Origin of the sequence: Bacteroides sp. D1 (assembly GCF_000157095.2) — a bacterium.
GTDB lineage: Bacteria > Bacteroidota > Bacteroidia > Bacteroidales > Bacteroidaceae > Bacteroides > Bacteroides xylanisolvens.
Genome location: NZ_JH114350.1, coordinates 770,182 through 785,858 on the forward strand (window position 1 = coordinate 770,182; position 15,677 = coordinate 785,858).

At 42.6% G+C, this 15,677-nt stretch carries 11 protein-coding genes; 7 read left to right on the forward strand and 4 right to left on the reverse strand.

Annotation, left to right across the window (positions count from 1 at the left end; genetic code table 11):
- Positions 1 to 3 precede the first annotated feature (3 nt).
- The 5 genes from BSAG_RS01880 (at position 4) to bglX (ending at position 9,238) form a co-directional block, all read left to right on the forward strand.
- Complete coding sequence (locus tag BSAG_RS01880; protein WP_008997754.1) at positions 4 to 1,359, forward strand: glycoside hydrolase family 2 TIM barrel-domain containing protein; 1,356 nt, start codon at positions 4 to 6, stop codon at positions 1,357 to 1,359.
- Between the two features lie 14 nt (positions 1,360 to 1,373).
- Entirely contained in the window at positions 1,374 to 2,588 is a 1,215-nt protein-coding gene (locus BSAG_RS01875; protein WP_004315974.1) for a hypothetical protein, read from the forward strand.
- An 86-nt stretch (positions 2,589 to 2,674) separates the two neighbouring features.
- Positions 2,675 to 4,990, forward strand: coding sequence for a glycoside hydrolase family 3 N-terminal domain-containing protein (locus BSAG_RS01870; protein WP_008018506.1), 2,316 nt, complete (start codon positions 2,675 to 2,677; stop codon positions 4,988 to 4,990).
- Positions 4,991 to 4,998: 8 nt separating this feature from the next.
- Positions 4,999 to 6,990, forward strand: a complete 1,992-nt coding sequence (locus BSAG_RS01865; RefSeq protein WP_004315977.1) for an FAD-dependent oxidoreductase — start codon at positions 4,999 to 5,001, stop codon at positions 6,988 to 6,990.
- A 7-nt stretch (positions 6,991 to 6,997) separates the two neighbouring features.
- Positions 6,998 to 9,238 carry a beta-glucosidase BglX gene (gene bglX / locus BSAG_RS01860; protein WP_004315978.1) on the forward strand — a complete coding sequence of 747 codons (2,241 nt, stop codon included), beginning with the start codon at positions 6,998 to 7,000 and terminating at the stop codon, positions 9,236 to 9,238.
- Positions 9,239 to 9,355: 117 nt separating this feature from the next.
- Here the strand turns inward: bglX and BSAG_RS01855 are convergent, their stop codons facing one another.
- Positions 9,356 to 11,434 carry a protein-disulfide reductase DsbD family protein gene (locus tag BSAG_RS01855; protein ID WP_004315979.1) on the reverse strand — a complete coding sequence of 693 codons (2,079 nt, stop codon included), beginning with the start codon at positions 11,432 to 11,434 and terminating at the stop codon, positions 9,356 to 9,358.
- A 15-nt stretch (positions 11,435 to 11,449) separates the two neighbouring features.
- The gene (locus BSAG_RS01850; RefSeq protein WP_004315980.1) at positions 11,450 to 11,749 is read right to left on the reverse strand and encodes a Dabb family protein; all 300 of its coding nucleotides are present in this window, start codon (positions 11,747 to 11,749) and stop codon (positions 11,450 to 11,452) included.
- Positions 11,750 to 11,857: 108 nt separating this feature from the next.
- On the opposite strand from BSAG_RS01850, the gene udk reads away from it, so the two are divergent.
- A complete protein-coding gene (udk, locus tag BSAG_RS01845; protein WP_032811070.1) occupies positions 11,858 to 12,469 on the forward strand; it encodes a uridine kinase in 612 nt (203 codons plus the stop codon).
- Between the two features lie 44 nt (positions 12,470 to 12,513).
- Complete coding sequence (locus tag BSAG_RS01840; protein WP_004315982.1) at positions 12,514 to 13,905, forward strand: transglycosylase SLT domain-containing protein; 1,392 nt, start codon at positions 12,514 to 12,516, stop codon at positions 13,903 to 13,905.
- A gap of 65 nt (positions 13,906 to 13,970) precedes the next feature.
- Here BSAG_RS01840 and BSAG_RS01835 read toward each other — a convergent pair whose 3' ends face one another.
- Together BSAG_RS01835 and BSAG_RS26230 are read right to left on the reverse strand one after the other, a co-directional pair.
- On the reverse strand, positions 13,971 to 15,521 hold the full coding sequence (locus BSAG_RS01835) for a sodium:solute symporter (protein ID WP_004315983.1): 1,551 nt from the start codon (positions 15,519 to 15,521) through the stop codon (positions 13,971 to 13,973).
- Positions 15,518 to 15,643, reverse strand: coding sequence for a symporter small accessory protein (locus tag BSAG_RS26230; protein WP_004296931.1), 126 nt, complete (start codon positions 15,641 to 15,643; stop codon positions 15,518 to 15,520). Before BSAG_RS26230 ends, BSAG_RS01835 begins: the two co-directional genes overlap by 4 nt.
- Positions 15,644 to 15,677 lie beyond the last annotated feature (34 nt).

A 15,677-nucleotide genomic window follows, 5' to 3' on the forward strand; every position in this document is an offset into this window, starting at 1 on the left:
GTTATGAAACTAAAATACATAATAACCTCAGTTTTTGTGCTTGCCACCGTACTGAATGTTGCATGTTCAGACAGAGACAACTATACAATACCTAAAGGCTCTTTTGAAGAAAAGCCAATTGTTCCCCCCGTTAAAGTTGAGACATCAAAAGTCGACGGGAAATGGAGATTACTGGCAGACGGTCAAGAACTATATGTCAAAGGGGCCGCATGCAACAACTTCTATGCTGAAGCAGCCGATTTCGGTGCTAATGTCGTCAGGACATACGGAGTATCCGACAAAAGTAAAGCCATTCTGGATGCCGCTCAGGAAAAAGGACTCTATGTCAATTTCGGACTTTACATAAAAAGAGAAACCGACGGTTTCGATTACAACAACGCAGCGGCGGTAAAAGCTCAATTTGATGAAATGAAAGCGACAGTCGAACGTTTCAAGGATCATCCGGCACTTTTGGTATGGTCGATAGGAAATGAAGCGGAAGCAAGCTACACCAATCTCAAACTATGGGATGCCATCAATGACATAGCCAAGATGATTCATGAAACCGATCCTAATCATCCCACTACAACGACATTGGCTTCCTCTAATGTGAACCATATAAAAAATATTATAGAAAAAGCTCCGCATATAGATATTCTTTCAGTCAATACGTATGCGCCTAACCTGCCGGGAGTATTAGGCAATCTTCAGTCCGCAGGCTGGACCAAGCCGTATATGATTACGGAGTTCGGGCCTCGCGGCACTTGGCAAATGAATCCCGAACCCGAAAGAGTGCTGCCGTGGGGAGGTTTAGTAGAACAGACCAGTAGTGAAAAAGAAGCTGACTATCTGAAAGCCTACCAAGAGAATATAGCCGTCAATAAGGACAACGGTTGCTTAGGTTCGTTCGTATTCTTATGGGGATACCAGACTCACGGAGAAGTACTGACCTGGTACGGGCTGTTCGACAAAAAAGGATATACCTTCCCGGCAGTCGATGCCATGCAATATGCATGGACAGGAAGTTATCCGAAGAACCGGGCTCCAGTAATAGCAACCCGTAATGATATACTGATGAATGGCAAAAAAGCGGAAGACGCTATTATTGTCAGCCCGAACTCATCCAACGAAGCTAAAGTCACAGCCACCGACCCGGATGGGGATGCACTGACCTACGACTGGATGATTATGAAGGAAAAGACGGCTTCTTCAGACGGCAGCCTGCCGGATGGCATCACCGGATTAATAGATGATAACACTAAAAAGGAAATTACATTCAAGGCTCCCTCAACGGTCGGTAACTATCGTCTGATAGTCTTTGTGCGCGATGTGAAAAACAAGAAAGTAGCAAGTGCGGTTATTCCATTTTCAGTTCAATAAAAAAATTATCGACTATGAAACTATTAAAATATAATTTAGGCATCTTGTTGTGCCTCACAGCTATCTTCTTCATTGCATGTGACAGTGACGATGAAACTATACAACAGAACCCGAAACCGACTATTAAGTTCACGAAAGTCGGAGACGAACCAGTCATTGCTTATCCGGGCACAGAACTCAGTTTTTCTGTTGAGATGACAGGCACAGCCGGTATTAAGAAAGTCGTTACCATGCTCGACTCACAAGAAATACCCGGAAGTGCCAAAGAATATCCGGGAAATACGGATAAAGACTCATACAGCGTATCATACACCATAAAATCGGAGGAAGTAGGTAAAACACTGAACTTTGTAATACTGGCAACTGACAATGAGGAAAAGAAATCCACTGCCGAATATGTAGTTTACATCCAGGCTGCCAAACCGGAAATTGAAATAAAGATTCCTGATACCGCACCGGAAACGGTTACTGCGGGAGAAGTGGTAACGTTCGACATTGAGATTACTTCCGCAACAACATTAAGAAGCATAAAAACATATCTCGAAGGTCTGGAAATTACAGATTTAACCAAAGAGACATTTGAGAATCCCAACAGTGATACCTATGTATTCTCATACACAACTACTGATTTGAATGCCGGACAAACCCTGTCATTCACATTTGAAGTGATGGATGCTAACGGTGGTATCGTAAGAAGTGAATATAGCATAGAGGTAACGAGAGCAGTAGAATTAGACATAAATGAATTCTACACACTTAAAATCGGAGCACAAGCCAGTACAGACGCAGGACCTTTCTTAAATACTACTAACGGAGAAATTTATGTACGAGACGGAGCTGCTGCCAAATCAGCCAATATCGACATTACCCTATTCTATAGTAACGGTTCATACGGCTATTATTTCGTATCCCCGTCTGATGCAAGCATCGAAGCTATTTTCAAAGCACCGGATGCAATAACAACTTGGGAACATCGTAACAGTACGAAACTGAAAGTTATCCAAATGACGCCGGACGAATTCTTAGCAATCAATTCTGCTGAAATGATTCAGAATCTCTACACGAACTCATCCGAAGCAGAAGTAGAGAAACTGACAAACAAGCTGGGAGTAGGCTCTATCATCGGATTCAAAACTGTTGCCGACAAATATGGCATTATAATTGTCAGGTCATTTGCCAGCGGCAGCTCAAAAGGAAATGTCACCATCGACATGAAAGTGGAAAAATAACCCGGTTCTCAAAATAAATTAATTCTTAAACCGCCCTTATTTATGACAAAAATAGGGGCGGATTAGAAATTATTATCTATAAAACAATGAAAATAAAATTATTATTCATCCTGCTAATTACTTTTCAGCCCTTAGTATTCGGAGCTAATGACATACCTGAACGACCGCTTTATCTTGACCCTTCCCAGTCAGTCCAAACAAGAGTGGAAAATCTGATGTCCTTAATGACGCTGAAAGAAAAGGTTGCCCAAATGTGCCAGTATGTAGGTCTGGAACATATGCGCGACGCGGAAAAGAATATCACGGAAGAAGAGTTACTGAACGGTCATGCCAGAGGATTTTACAAAGGATTGCACTCCACAGGAGTGGAACGGATGGTCACACAGGGAGAAATCGGTTCATTTCTTCATGTCTTGACTCCTGCGGAAGCCAATCATCTGCAAAAGTTGGCGGAAAAAAGCCGTTTGAAAATTCCCTTGCTGATAGGGATTGATGCCATACATGGAAACGGGCTCGTCAGCGGCTCTACCATTTACCCGTCTCCAATAGGAATGGCTTCCACATTTGCGCCCGATTTAATAGAACAGGCAAGCAGGCAGACAGCCCTCGAAATGCGTGTGACAGGTTCTCACTGGGCATTCACTCCAAATATAGAAATAGCCTGTGATGCCCGTTGGGGAAGAGTAGGAGAAACATTCGGAGAAGACCCGTATCTGGTATCCCGCATGGGAGTAGCATCCATAAAAGGTCTGCAAACAGACAATCTTACAGGACTAAATACCGTATTAGCCTGCGCCAAACATTTGGTTGCAGGGGGAATAGCCAATAACGGAACCAATGCCGGCCCGGTAGAATTGAGTGAAGGCAAACTAAGAAACTTCTTTTTACCCCCATTCAAAGCAGCCATACAAGAAGCTAAACCTTTTACCCTTATGCCAGCACATAACGAATTGAATGGGATCCCGTGTCATGCAAACAAATGGTTGATGACCGACATTATGCGGAATGAATACGGATTCGACGGGTTCATTGTAAGCGACTGGATGGATATGGAAGCAATCAGCACACGCCACCGGATATCCGAGAATACAACCGATGCATTCTTCCTGTCCGTAGATGGCGGAGTAGACATGCATATGCATGGCCCTGTTTTTTTCGATGCCATCCTGAAACTTATAAAAGAAGGAAAACTGACGGAAGAAAGAGTTAATAAAGCATGCGCCAAGATACTGGAAGCCAAGTTCCGGCTAGGATTATTCGAGAACCGGTATGTTACGGAAGCCGGAATAAAGAAAACGGTTTTCACCAAAAAACATCAGCAAACAGCACTGGAAATCGCCCGGCGCTCCATCGTCCTATTGAAAAACGAGAGTCTGCTTCCCGTTGACACCCGAAAGTTCAAAAAGATACTCGTGACAGGGCCTAATGCCAATAACCAATCAATCATGGGCGACTGGGTATTTGAGCAACCGGAGAAGAATGTATCAACCATACTGGAAGGCATAAAAGAGGAAGCATCCGGTACACAGATAAATTATGTAGATGTCGGCTGGAATATGAGAGCATTGGATAGTGCCAAAATAGAAGAGGCCATACAAACAGCAAAGTCTTCGGATTTGGCAATCGTCATAGTTGGCGAAGACTCTTTCCGGCAACATTGGAAAGAGAAAACATGCGGAGAAAACAGAGACCGTATGGACATCACTCTTTGGGGTAAACAGGATTATCTTGTGGAATCTATTTACAAGACAGGAGTTCCTACTATCGTCATCCTGATAAACGGACGTCCCCTTGCCACCAGATGGATTGCTGAAAATATCCCGGCTGTTATTGAAGCCTGGGAACCGGGGTCAATGGGTGGAAAAGCAATTGCAGAAATCCTCTTCGGCAAAGTAAATCCCAGCGGAAAGTTACCCATCACTATTCCACGGCACGTAGGTCAGATTTCAACGGTATATAATCACAAACCGTCCCAATTTCTCCATCCTTATATTGACGGGGACAAAACACCACTTTATCCTTTCGGATATGGTCTAAGCTATACTTCTTTCAAGTACGACCAGCTTAAAGTAAATAAGGCTGATTATCACGCCAACGAAGAAATAGAGATTACTGTGAATGTCAGTAACACAGGAGAAAGGCAAGGAGAAGAGGTCGTCCAACTTTATATTCGGGATGATTACAGTAACACCACCCGACCGGTGAAAGAACTGAAGCGTTTTCAACGTATTCTTTTGGAAAAAGGAGAAAACAAAGTGGTATCATTCCGCTTGAACAAAGAAGACCTGTCCTACTATAACCATAAAGCCGAATATGTGCTCGAACCGGGCACGTTTACCGTCATGGTGGGCGGCAGTTCTTTGGACAAAGACCTACAAAAAGTTAAGTTTAACGTAAAATGAAACCGGATATGAAGAACCTGATTCTATTATTAACTGTTCTTACTTTTCTGTTCAGTTGTAAAAGCAACCCGAAAGAAGAGTACGACATATGTATCTACGGCGGCACTTCCGCCGGAGTAATAGCAGCATACTCTGCCAAGATGTTGGATAAGAAGGTGTTGCTTATCGAACCGCAAAGCCGCCTCGGCGGACTGACTTCTGGTGGGCTTGGTTTCACCGATATAGGAAACAAACAAGTGGTGACCGGATTATCAAAAGATTTTTACCGCCGTTTGGGAGCTTATTACGGCAAACTGGAACAATGGATATTCGAACCCAAAGTAGCGGACAGCCTCTTTAATGACTACATTAAGCGAGCGGATGTCAAGGTTTTATACAAATACAGAATCACAGACGTCCAACTTGCCAACGGATATATAAAAAATATCACCCTTGAAAGTTCCGACGGAACAAAACTCGGCAAATCCATAGCCGCCAAAGTATTCATCGACTGTACTTATGAGGGTGACCTGATGGCTAAAGCAGGAGTTTCCTACATAATAGGCCGGGAAGACAACAAACAGTATGGTGAAACTTATAATGGCGTCCAACTGATGAAAGGACACCAGTTTCCGGATGGAGTAGACCCATACAAGATAAAAGGTGATTCCACAAGCGGATTATTATGGGGAATCAGTCCTGCCGCACTCTCATCGGACGGTACGGGCGACAAGTTAGTACAAGCCTATAATTACCGCATTTGCCTCACCGACAATCCAGCCAACAAAATAGAAATCACCCGCCCGGAAAATTATGATTCCACCAAATACGAGTTACTGCTACGCCTGTTTGACGCCCAACCCAATAAAAGGAAACTAAACCATTATTTTATCTGGAGCCGGATGCCAAACAATAAGACGGATATAAATAACCGGGGAGGATTTTCTACTGATATGATTGGAATGAATCATAACTATCCGGAAGCATCTTACGAAGAAAGGGCAGAAATCATAAAAGCACATAAAGACTATACCCAAGGATTACTTTATTTCTACAAGACCGACCCCAGAGTTCCGCAAGAATTAAGAGACGAAATACAGGCATGGGGTTATCCCAAAGACGAATATACCGAGGACAACCATTGGTCGCCTCAACTATATATCAGAGAAAGCCGCAGAATGACAGGGGATTATGTAATGACGCAAGCACATTGCGAAGGACGAGAAACAGTTACCGATGGTATCGGTATGGCTGCATATACCATGGACTCACACAACTGCCAACGGTTACTCGTAAAAAAAGATGGTAAGTACATAGTAAAAAATGAAGGAAATGTAGAAATCGGCGGTGGGCTCCCCTACCCCATATCCTATCGTTCCATCATCCCAAAGGAAGAAGAATGTAAGAACTTGCTCGTTCCCGTTTGTCTCTCCGCCAGTCATATTGCCTATGGTTCCATCCGTATGGAACCGGTATTTATGGTATTGGCACAGTCTGCCGCTATCGCCGCAGCAGAAGCCATAAACACAGGAAGCGTACAAACCGTCGATATAAAAAAAGTACAGGCATTGCTACACGAAAATCCCCTATTGGACGATAGTTTTTCCGAGATACTGATTGACGACAGCGAACTGGACTTATCCATCAATAATGATTGGGAAGTTATAAAAAAACAAGGAGGATATGGTCCCACTTTCCTGAAATCCAAAGTTCGCAACGGTTCGCCTGTCCGTTTCAGCCCACATATGGAACATGAAGGAAAATACAAAGTCTATACTTATTATCACATGAGAAAAGATATATCACCGGCTATCACATATTCCATTTCGAACGGAATCGATAGTTGGACAAGAGTCATACATAAAGACAGCGTGAGAATAGAAGGACAAACTACGGGAGAATGGATAGAACTGGGAACATACAACTTTCAAAAAAGCTCCATGCCATATATAGAAATATCCACCGGAGATACAAGCGGGGCGGTCATTGCTGACGCTGTACTATTCATACCCGTAAAATAAGATTTATATGTATATGAAAAAGATTTTGTGTTTGCTATATCTGTTATCAATATTTTGTTTTTCCCATGCCCAGAATGAGAATACATATTTAGAGCAAAAGATTGATTCAACCCTATCAGGTATGACTATCCGTGAAAAAGCAGGGCAGTTGAACCAACTTGACGGACGCGGTACAATTGAAAATCTGAAGATATTGATACGAAAAGGAGAAATCGGTTCGGTTATGAATGTTACCGAACCCGAAATCGTCAATGAGTTACAAGAAATCGCCTACAAACAATCAAGAACCGGTATCCCCCTGGTTTTCACACGCGACGTCGTGCATGGTTTCAAAACAATGTTACCCATTCCATTAGGACAAGCTGCCACCTTCCATCCGGAACTGATACAGAAAGGGGCACGAATCGCAGCCATAGAAGCCACGGAGCATGGTGTCAGATGGTCATTTGCACCCATGATAGACATATCCAGAGATGCCCGGTGGGGACGCATAGCCGAAAGTTTTGGTGAAGATACCTATCTCACGGAACAAATGGCTGTTGCCGTAGTAAACGGATTTCAAGGTGATAATTTATCAAATCCACAATCAATGGCTGCCTGCGCCAAGCATTTTATCGGATACGGGACTGTAGAAGGAGGACGTGATTATAATTCAACTCATATTCCCGAAAGACAGTTGAGAGATGTCTATCTTCCGCCTTTCGAAAAAGCTGTAAAAGCCAATTGTTCCAGTATTATGACTTCGTTCAATGATAATGATGGGATTCCGGCTACAGGAAACAAAAAACTATTAAAGGGTATTCTTCGCAAAGAATGGAAGTTTGACGGGGTTGTAGTTTCCGACTGGGGCTCTGTAACGGAAATGATAAAACATGGCTTCGCTGAAGACCGGAAAGATGCAGCCCGAAAAGCGATAGAAGCCGGACTGGACATGGATATGTCTTCCAAAGCCTTTATTCAGAATATAGAGGAATTAATCGCCAAGGGGATAATTACCGAAGAGACATTGGACAATGCGGTACGAAATGTACTAAGATTAAAGTTCAGGCTCGGACTATTTGACAATCCTTACACTGATATTAATAAGAAAAAAGAAACCTATTCGGACAAGCATCTAGCTATTGCAAAAAAGATTGCGGAAGAATCTGTCGTCCTATTGAAAAATGAGAACCGCACATTACCGCTATCTCCGAAAATAAAAAGTATCCTGATAGTAGGGCCATTATCCGATGCTCCTCACGATCAACTCGGAACCTGGACAATGGACGGAGAAACAGAGAGAACACAAACTCCTGTAAAAGCACTGCGTGAAATGTATGGCGACAAAGTGGAAATTCATTTTGTGAAAGGTCTGGAGTACAGCAGAGATAAAAATAAGATGAATTTCAATAAGGTATTGGCAAAAGCAAGCCAAGTAGATGTCATTATAGCTTTTATCGGTGAAGAAGCCATCCTGTCAGGCGAAGCGCATTGTTTGGCTGATATAAAGCTACAAGGAGCACAATCCGAACTTATCAAAATATTAAGCGGAACAAATAAGCCGCTCATTACAGTTATCATGGCCGGACGCCCATTGATTATCAATGAGGAGCTAAACCTATCCGATGCTGTATTATATGCTTGGCATCCGGGAACGATGGGCGGTAACGCACTGGCAGATATTTTATTTGGTAAGACCACACCTAGCGGCAAACTACCCGTTACTTTTCCAAAAGCAACAGGACAAATTCCCATTTACTATAATCACACCAATACCGGGCGTCCGGCTACAGGAAAAGAAAAGTCTTTAGACGAAATACCTTTAAATGCCAAACAGTCAGTATTAGGCCACTCTTCTTATTATCTCGATTTAGGAGCACAACCTTTATTCCCATTCGGATATGGTCTGTCATACACATCTTTCGAATATTCCGATTTAAAAACAGACCACACCGTACTCACTCCGAACGATACGCTTTCAATTAGCGTCAAAGTGAAAAATACAGGGCAATATAAAGGAACAGAAGTAGTTCAACTCTATGTATCGGATCTTTTCGGTTCCGTCACTCGTCCAGTAAAGGAACTAAAAGGGTTTAAAAGGATAGAGTTAAGTCCAAATGAAGAAAAAATAGTAGTATTCGAACTCTCCTCATACGAACTGAGCTTTTGGAATATTAATATGAAAAAAGAGGTGGAACCGGGTAAGTTCAAGATAAGGATCGGCACTGATAGTCAAAGCGGACTGGAAACCTTTTTCGAAATAAAGTAACAGTAGCAAAGAGTTATTCTATTCAAAAAGCGGCCTCACCAAAAGGATGAGACTGCTTTTCATTTATTCATTATTCAGACCTGATGATTATCAGAGTGATGATTATCAGAGAAATCGTTATTTCTCTTTCTTATAATTCTCCAATCCGGTCTGCAAGAATTCGATATACTTAGGAATATCTTCGTTATAAGCATACGACTTATTCAACGGTTTGCCCTGATTGTCCAATAATACATAGAAAGGCTGGGCGTTGGCTCCGAATTTCACACGTTGCAGATAACTCCATTTATCGCCGACAGTACGCAAAGTACGTTCTGTACCGTTCTCGATTATCTTTACGGGCTCGGTCAACGGAGTCTTATTATCCACGTAGAGAGTAATCAGTACATAATCGTTATTAATCAAATCACTCACTTTCGGATCAGTCCACACCGCTGCTTCCATCTTACGACAGTTTACGCAACCATATCCGGTAAAGTCGAGCATAACGGGCTTTCCGTTCAGACGGGCATATTCCATACCTAAATCATAATCATCGAATTTCGCATGTACCTCGTTCTTATACAAATTGAAGTCTTGCGTCTGCATAGGCGGAGCAAATGCAGATACAGCCTTCAATGGTGCTCCCCACAAACCGGGAACCATATATACAGCGAACGCTAAAGAGATTAATGCCATAAAGAAGCGGGTGACTCCCACCTTATTATCATCGTCATCATGCGGAAATTTGATCTTACCCAACAGATAGAATCCAAGCAAAGCAAAGATTACAATCCACAGAGCCAGGAATGTTTCGCGGTCAAGCAGTCTCCAACCGTAGGCCAAGTCAGCTACCGACAAGAATTTAAGCGCAAACGCCAATTCGAGGAAACCCAGCGTTACTTTGATTACATTCATCCATCCGCCGGACTTCGGCATAGATTTCAGCCAAGACGGGAACAGGGCAAAAAGTGTAAATGGCAATGCCAAAGCAATGGCAAATCCCAACATACCGATTGCCGGAGCAACCACACTTCCTGTGGTAGATACCTGTACCAGCAGAAATCCGATAATCGGACCTGTACAAGAGAAAGATACCAATGAAAGCGTAAAAGCCATCAGGAAAATACTTAATAATCCGGTCGTAGATTCTGCTTTGCTATCTACTGCGTTTCCCCACTTCGAGGGTAGTCTGATTTCAAACGCTCCAAAGAATGAAGCGGCAAAAATCACCAACATCAGGAAGAAGAGAATGTTGAAAATAGCATTGGTAGATAAAGCGTTTAATGCGCTGGCACCGAAAATCAACGTGATAGCCAAACCCAATGCCACATAAATCACGACGATAGATGCACCATACGTCCACGCATCACGAATTCCTTTCTTTTTGTCTTTACTGCGTTTCAGGAAAAAGCTGACTGTCATTGGAATAATCGGCCACACACAAGGAGTGAACAAAGCCAATAATCCTCCAAGGAACCCTGTAATGAATATATATATCCAAGACATATCTTCCTGACCGTGCTCCTCACCTAATGCTTGCAGATCACTGATAACGGGTTTCCAAAGTTCACTGGAGGCAACTGCCGGCTGAATATCCGTGGCTGCTTCCGTTGTAGTTGCAGGCACCAACTCCATCATAGCAGATGAGTCTTTCGAAGCAACAGAAGTTGCCTCTTCTTTCTTATCTGCCTTATCCACTACTTTTTGTTCCGGTTGTTCTGCTTTCGATTGTTCTGTTTTCGTTGCGGCAGCATTTCCGGCTTTTGCTACTCCCGAAAACTTGAATGGCACTTGAGTAGGAGGCAGACAACTCTCGTCATCACAAGCTCCGTATTCCAGATAACCTTCTATCGCGTAAGCTCCACCCGTAAATTTCACTTTCTGCACAAACTTTGCTGTATTCTCGAAATAACGTACCTTCATTTCGAACAATTTATCGAAAGTAGCTACTTCTTTGCCCACAGGTTTCAGTTTACCGACAAGCTCGACACCCGATTTATTATCAACATTAAATGTTGCAGAAATAGGACCGCCATCTCCCAGGTCGGTAGAATAAACATGCCAACCTTTATCAATGGCAGCCGTAAACACCACCTCTGCCTCCGTATCGGAGAGAGGTGTCAGTTCTGTTTTAAACTTTACCGGATCTTTGATCTGCGCTTGCAATGCATATACAACAAAGCTTAAAAGCAGGAAAGAAATTATTTTTCTCATCTTTATTTTTGGGGTTTATAATTCATAGTCTACGCATGCACGGCTTTCCTTCGTTTCAGCCAAAATCTTACCGGCAGCTACGTGGTCGGGATGTGTTGCGTAGAATTTCACATCTTCTAGTGTATCAAACTCACTGTAAAGCGCAATATTCCATGTTTCACCAGGATTCATATTCAATCCGACTTCCACTTTGCGAATGACAGAGATTTTAGCAGGAAGAGCTTCTATCGCTTCCTTGAATTTAGTCATGACTACCAGTTTCTCTTCAGCAGGAACTTCGTCTTTTAACTTAAATAATACAATGTGTTTTACCATTACGTTGTTATTTTAATGAATTGTTTCTATATTTGTCTTGTTAATGCAATCATCGCATTAATAGTAATGCAAAAATACTCTATTTGGTTCAAATATACATTTAAAGAGATGTTAATTATAGGAATAGCAGGCGGAACAGGCTCCGGAAAGACCACCGTCGTACGGAAAATTATAGAAAGTCTCCCCGCAGGGGAAGTAGTACTCTTACCACAGGATTCATACTACAAAGACAGTAGTCATGTCCCGGTTGAAGAACGCCAGAATATCAATTTTGACCATCCCGATGCTTTTGAATGGAGCCTACTATCCAAACATGTCATGATGCTGAAAGAAGGAAATAGCATCGAACAGCCTACCTATTCTTATCTCACTTGTACGCGCCAGCCCGAAACGATTCATATCGAACCTCGTGAAGTGGTTATCATTGAAGGAATCCTTGCTTTATGTGATAAAAAGCTACGCAATATGATGGACCTTAAAATCTTTGTAGATGCCGATCCCGACGAACGCCTGATACGTGTTATCCAAAGAGATGTTATTGAGCGCGGACGTACTGCCGAAGCTGTAATGGAACGCTACACACGGGTTTTAAAGCCTATGCACCTGCAATTTATCGAACCTTGCAAACGATATGCCGACCTTATTGTACCGGAAGGCGGCAGTAATAAGGTAGCTATTGATATACTGACTATGTATATCAAAAAACACTTGAAGAGTTGAGAGTGGAGAATGGAGAGTTGAGAGTTAAAAGCAAAATGTCAGGTATGAATGTCAAGACACTGATTATCCCTTTATTCCTCGTATTGTTCTGTTGTGTGTTCGGATGCCGGAACAAACAACATAGTACAACGGATGAATCCGCACGTGATCTTCCACAAATAAAAGATAGTGGCGAACTCGTTGTATTGACATTGTATAGCTCTACTTCCTATTTTATTTACCGGGGACAGGAAATGGGATTCCAGTATGAACTTAGCGAGCAGTTTGCCAAAAGTCTGGGACTAAAGCTTAGGATTGAAGTTGCCAAAAGCGTTGACGAGATGATTCAAAAATTGCGGGCAGGCGAAGGAGATATGATTGCCTATAATCTGCCTATCACCAAAGAGTGGAAAGACAGTCTGCTTTATTGTGGTGAAGATGTCATCACCCATCAAGTAATCGTTCAGCAAGGAAGAGGAAAACAGAAGCCATTAAAAGACGTAACCGAATTGGTAGGAAAAGATATATACGTAAAGCCGGGGAAATATTACGACCGCCTCGTCAATCTGAACAGCGAATTAGGAGGCGGCATCCGGATTCATGAAGTTACCAATGACAGTACTACCATCGAGGACTTGATAACGCAAGTGGCGCAAGGAAAAATTCCGTATACAGTAGCCGACAATGACTTGGCAAAATTAAATAAGACCTATTATCCTAATTTAAATATCGATCTGTCTATCAGTTTCGATCAACGGTCTTCGTGGGCAGTACGAAAAGACAGCCCCGAACTGGCAGCCGCCGCTACTAAATGGCATCAGGAAAATATGACTTCTCCTGCCTACACTGCCAGTATGAAACGTTATTTTGAGAATAGTAAAATGATGCCCCACTCTCCTATCCTTTCATTGAAAGAGGGGAAAATATCTCATTATGATGATTTATTCAGAAAGTATTCCAAAGATATCGGATGGGATTGGCGTATGCTGGCGTCACTAGCCTATACTGAATCTAATTTCGATACCACCGCTGTTTCCTGGGCCGGCGCTAAAGGACTGATGCAATTAATGCCTGCCACCGCCCGGGCAATGGGAGTACCTCCCGGCAAGGAGCAGAATCCGGAGGAAAGTGTGAAAGCAGCCATTAAATATATCGCCGCCACCGACCGCAGTTTCAGCATGATTCCCGACAAACAGGAACGACTCAACTTCATTCTGGCATCTTATAATGCCGGCTTAGGACATATATACGATGCCATGGCGCTAGCCGAAAAATACGGAAAGAACAAACTGGTATGGAAAGACAATGTAGAAAACTTCATCCTGCTCAAAAGCAATGAAGAATACTTTACCGACCCTGTCTGCAAAAACGGGTATTTCCGTGGTATCGAGACTTACAATTTCGTCCGTGATATCATGTCGCGCTACGAATCTTACAAGAAGAAAATAAAAGCGTGAAAACAAGTATTAAGTATTACGCCATGCGGATAAGCACCTCAAAGGTCACGGTTAATACTTGATACTTAATACTTATTCTTGGTCATTAAGCTGATTACGATGATGGCTAATACAGATAATGGTAAGGCAAATAATATCGGATCAATCACAGGGAAAGGATAAGTGGTAATCAATACATCCCGTCCAAATAATGCTTTGCAGATACCTAATGCTGCAGATTCTTTCTGATGAAGAAATACAAGAGCAAACAGGCTACCAATTGTTCCGACCCAAAGACTTGCCATGACACCCTGCTTAGTAGCTTTCTTCCAATATAAGGCACAGAAATAGGCTGGAAGGAAAGCTGCAGCACAAATCCCCATAAAGATAGAAGTTCCACGGGCGATAATATCATGAGGCAACATATAGCAAATAATGTAGCTGACCAGAATAGAAAACAATACTCCCAAACGAATCACGTTGGTCAGTTTATTCCGCGAACGGGGTTTATAAGTTCCATAGATATCAGAACCTACCGAAGCCCCCATTGTATGGAACTGCGAGCTTAGTGTAGACATACTGGCCGAAAGGATACATAACATAAACAGTGCGGCAAACCAGTCGGGCATCGCTTTATTAATAAAATATGGAATAATCTTATCGATGTCCTGCACTACTTCGGTAGCAACCGCTCCTTCTGTTTTCAGGAAGAAAAGGTTACTCAAAGCTCCGGCATGATAGATAGCTCCTACTGTTATAATCAAAAAGAAACAACCGATAAATACACCGCGGTTTAATTGTTTGCTACTTTCCACAGTCATAAAACGAACCACTAGCTGGGGTTGCGCAAGACATCCGATTCCTACTCCTAAAATAAGGGAAGTAACAAGTGAGTACCATTGTGGTGAACCTGTAACAGGCATTGCAGTCCATCCCTGATGTCCCAATGCTTTAAATTTTTCCGGGACTAACGGAGCAATAGCAGTCAACTCTTTATTCGCTTCGGTAAAACCCATACCGAGCACCTGGTATAGAGAGAATAACAGAAACAGCATACAACCGAACATGATAACTGCCTGTAAAGCATCTGTATACATGACCCCTTTCATACCGCCCGCAATAACATAAGCAGCAATAACCAATGTAAATATCAACAAAGAGATATTGAAATCAATCTGAAAGATCTGTTCGATAAATACAGCTCCACCTTTCATCACAACTGCTGCATAAAGCGGCATTCCGACAAAAATAACAGCAGCAATAAATACCTGTATATTACGGGAACGGAAATGACGGCCTAATAATTGAGGAAAAGTGCTCACATTCAATTTTGCACCCATACGCCGAGTACGCAAACCGAAAAAGATAAAAGCGATGACAACCCCAATAAACATATTCAGGAAACAGAGCCACTGAATACCCATTCCGAAAGCTGCCGCCACTCCTCCAAAACCTACAATAGCAGATGCAGAGATAAACGTAGCACCGTAAGAAAGTGCCATAACAATAGGATTCATCTGACGTCCGCCTACCAGATAGTCACTGGTATTCGTTGTTTTCTTGTATCCCAAAAAGCCGAGGTAAGCAAGTGACAGGAGATATCCTATCACAATCAAGCCAAGTGTAAATGTATTCATCGAGTTTCGTCTTTTTCGTCGTCCTTATTCCAATACTTCAGCCCAAACCAGGCAGCAAAGATCACACATACCACCGAAAGAAGGTAAGGCAGAATTATAAAAGGGTCGTCTATTCCAAACATTTGCGTATCAGATTTTAATTAGCGTTGCAAATGT

What these genes read in the sequence shown, in the direction of transcription:
- BSAG_RS01880 (WP_008997754.1), top strand. Translation starts at nt 4, where the DNA reads ATGAAACTAAAATACATAATAACCTCAGTTTTTGTGCTTGCCACCGTA.
- BSAG_RS01875 (WP_004315974.1), top strand. Translation starts at nt 1,374, where the DNA reads ATGAAACTATTAAAATATAATTTAGGCATCTTGTTGTGCCTCACAGCT.
- BSAG_RS01870 (WP_008018506.1), top strand. Translation starts at nt 2,675, where the DNA reads ATGAAAATAAAATTATTATTCATCCTGCTAATTACTTTTCAGCCCTTA.
- BSAG_RS01865 (WP_004315977.1), top strand. Translation starts at nt 4,999, where the DNA reads ATGAAGAACCTGATTCTATTATTAACTGTTCTTACTTTTCTGTTCAGT.
- bglX (WP_004315978.1), top strand. Translation starts at nt 6,998, where the DNA reads ATGTATATGAAAAAGATTTTGTGTTTGCTATATCTGTTATCAATATTT.
- BSAG_RS01855 (WP_004315979.1), bottom strand. Translation starts at nt 11,434, where the DNA reads ATGAGAAAAATAATTTCTTTCCTGCTTTTAAGCTTTGTTGTATATGCA.
- BSAG_RS01850 (WP_004315980.1), bottom strand. Translation starts at nt 11,749, where the DNA reads ATGGTAAAACACATTGTATTATTTAAGTTAAAAGACGAAGTTCCTGCT.
- udk (WP_032811070.1), top strand. Translation starts at nt 11,858, where the DNA reads ATGTTAATTATAGGAATAGCAGGCGGAACAGGCTCCGGAAAGACCACC.
- BSAG_RS01840 (WP_004315982.1), top strand. Translation starts at nt 12,514, where the DNA reads ATGAATGTCAAGACACTGATTATCCCTTTATTCCTCGTATTGTTCTGT.
- BSAG_RS01835 (WP_004315983.1), bottom strand. Translation starts at nt 15,521, where the DNA reads ATGAATACATTTACACTTGGCTTGATTGTGATAGGATATCTCCTGTCA.
- BSAG_RS26230 (WP_004296931.1), bottom strand. Translation starts at nt 15,643, where the DNA reads ATGTTTGGAATAGACGACCCTTTTATAATTCTGCCTTACCTTCTTTCG.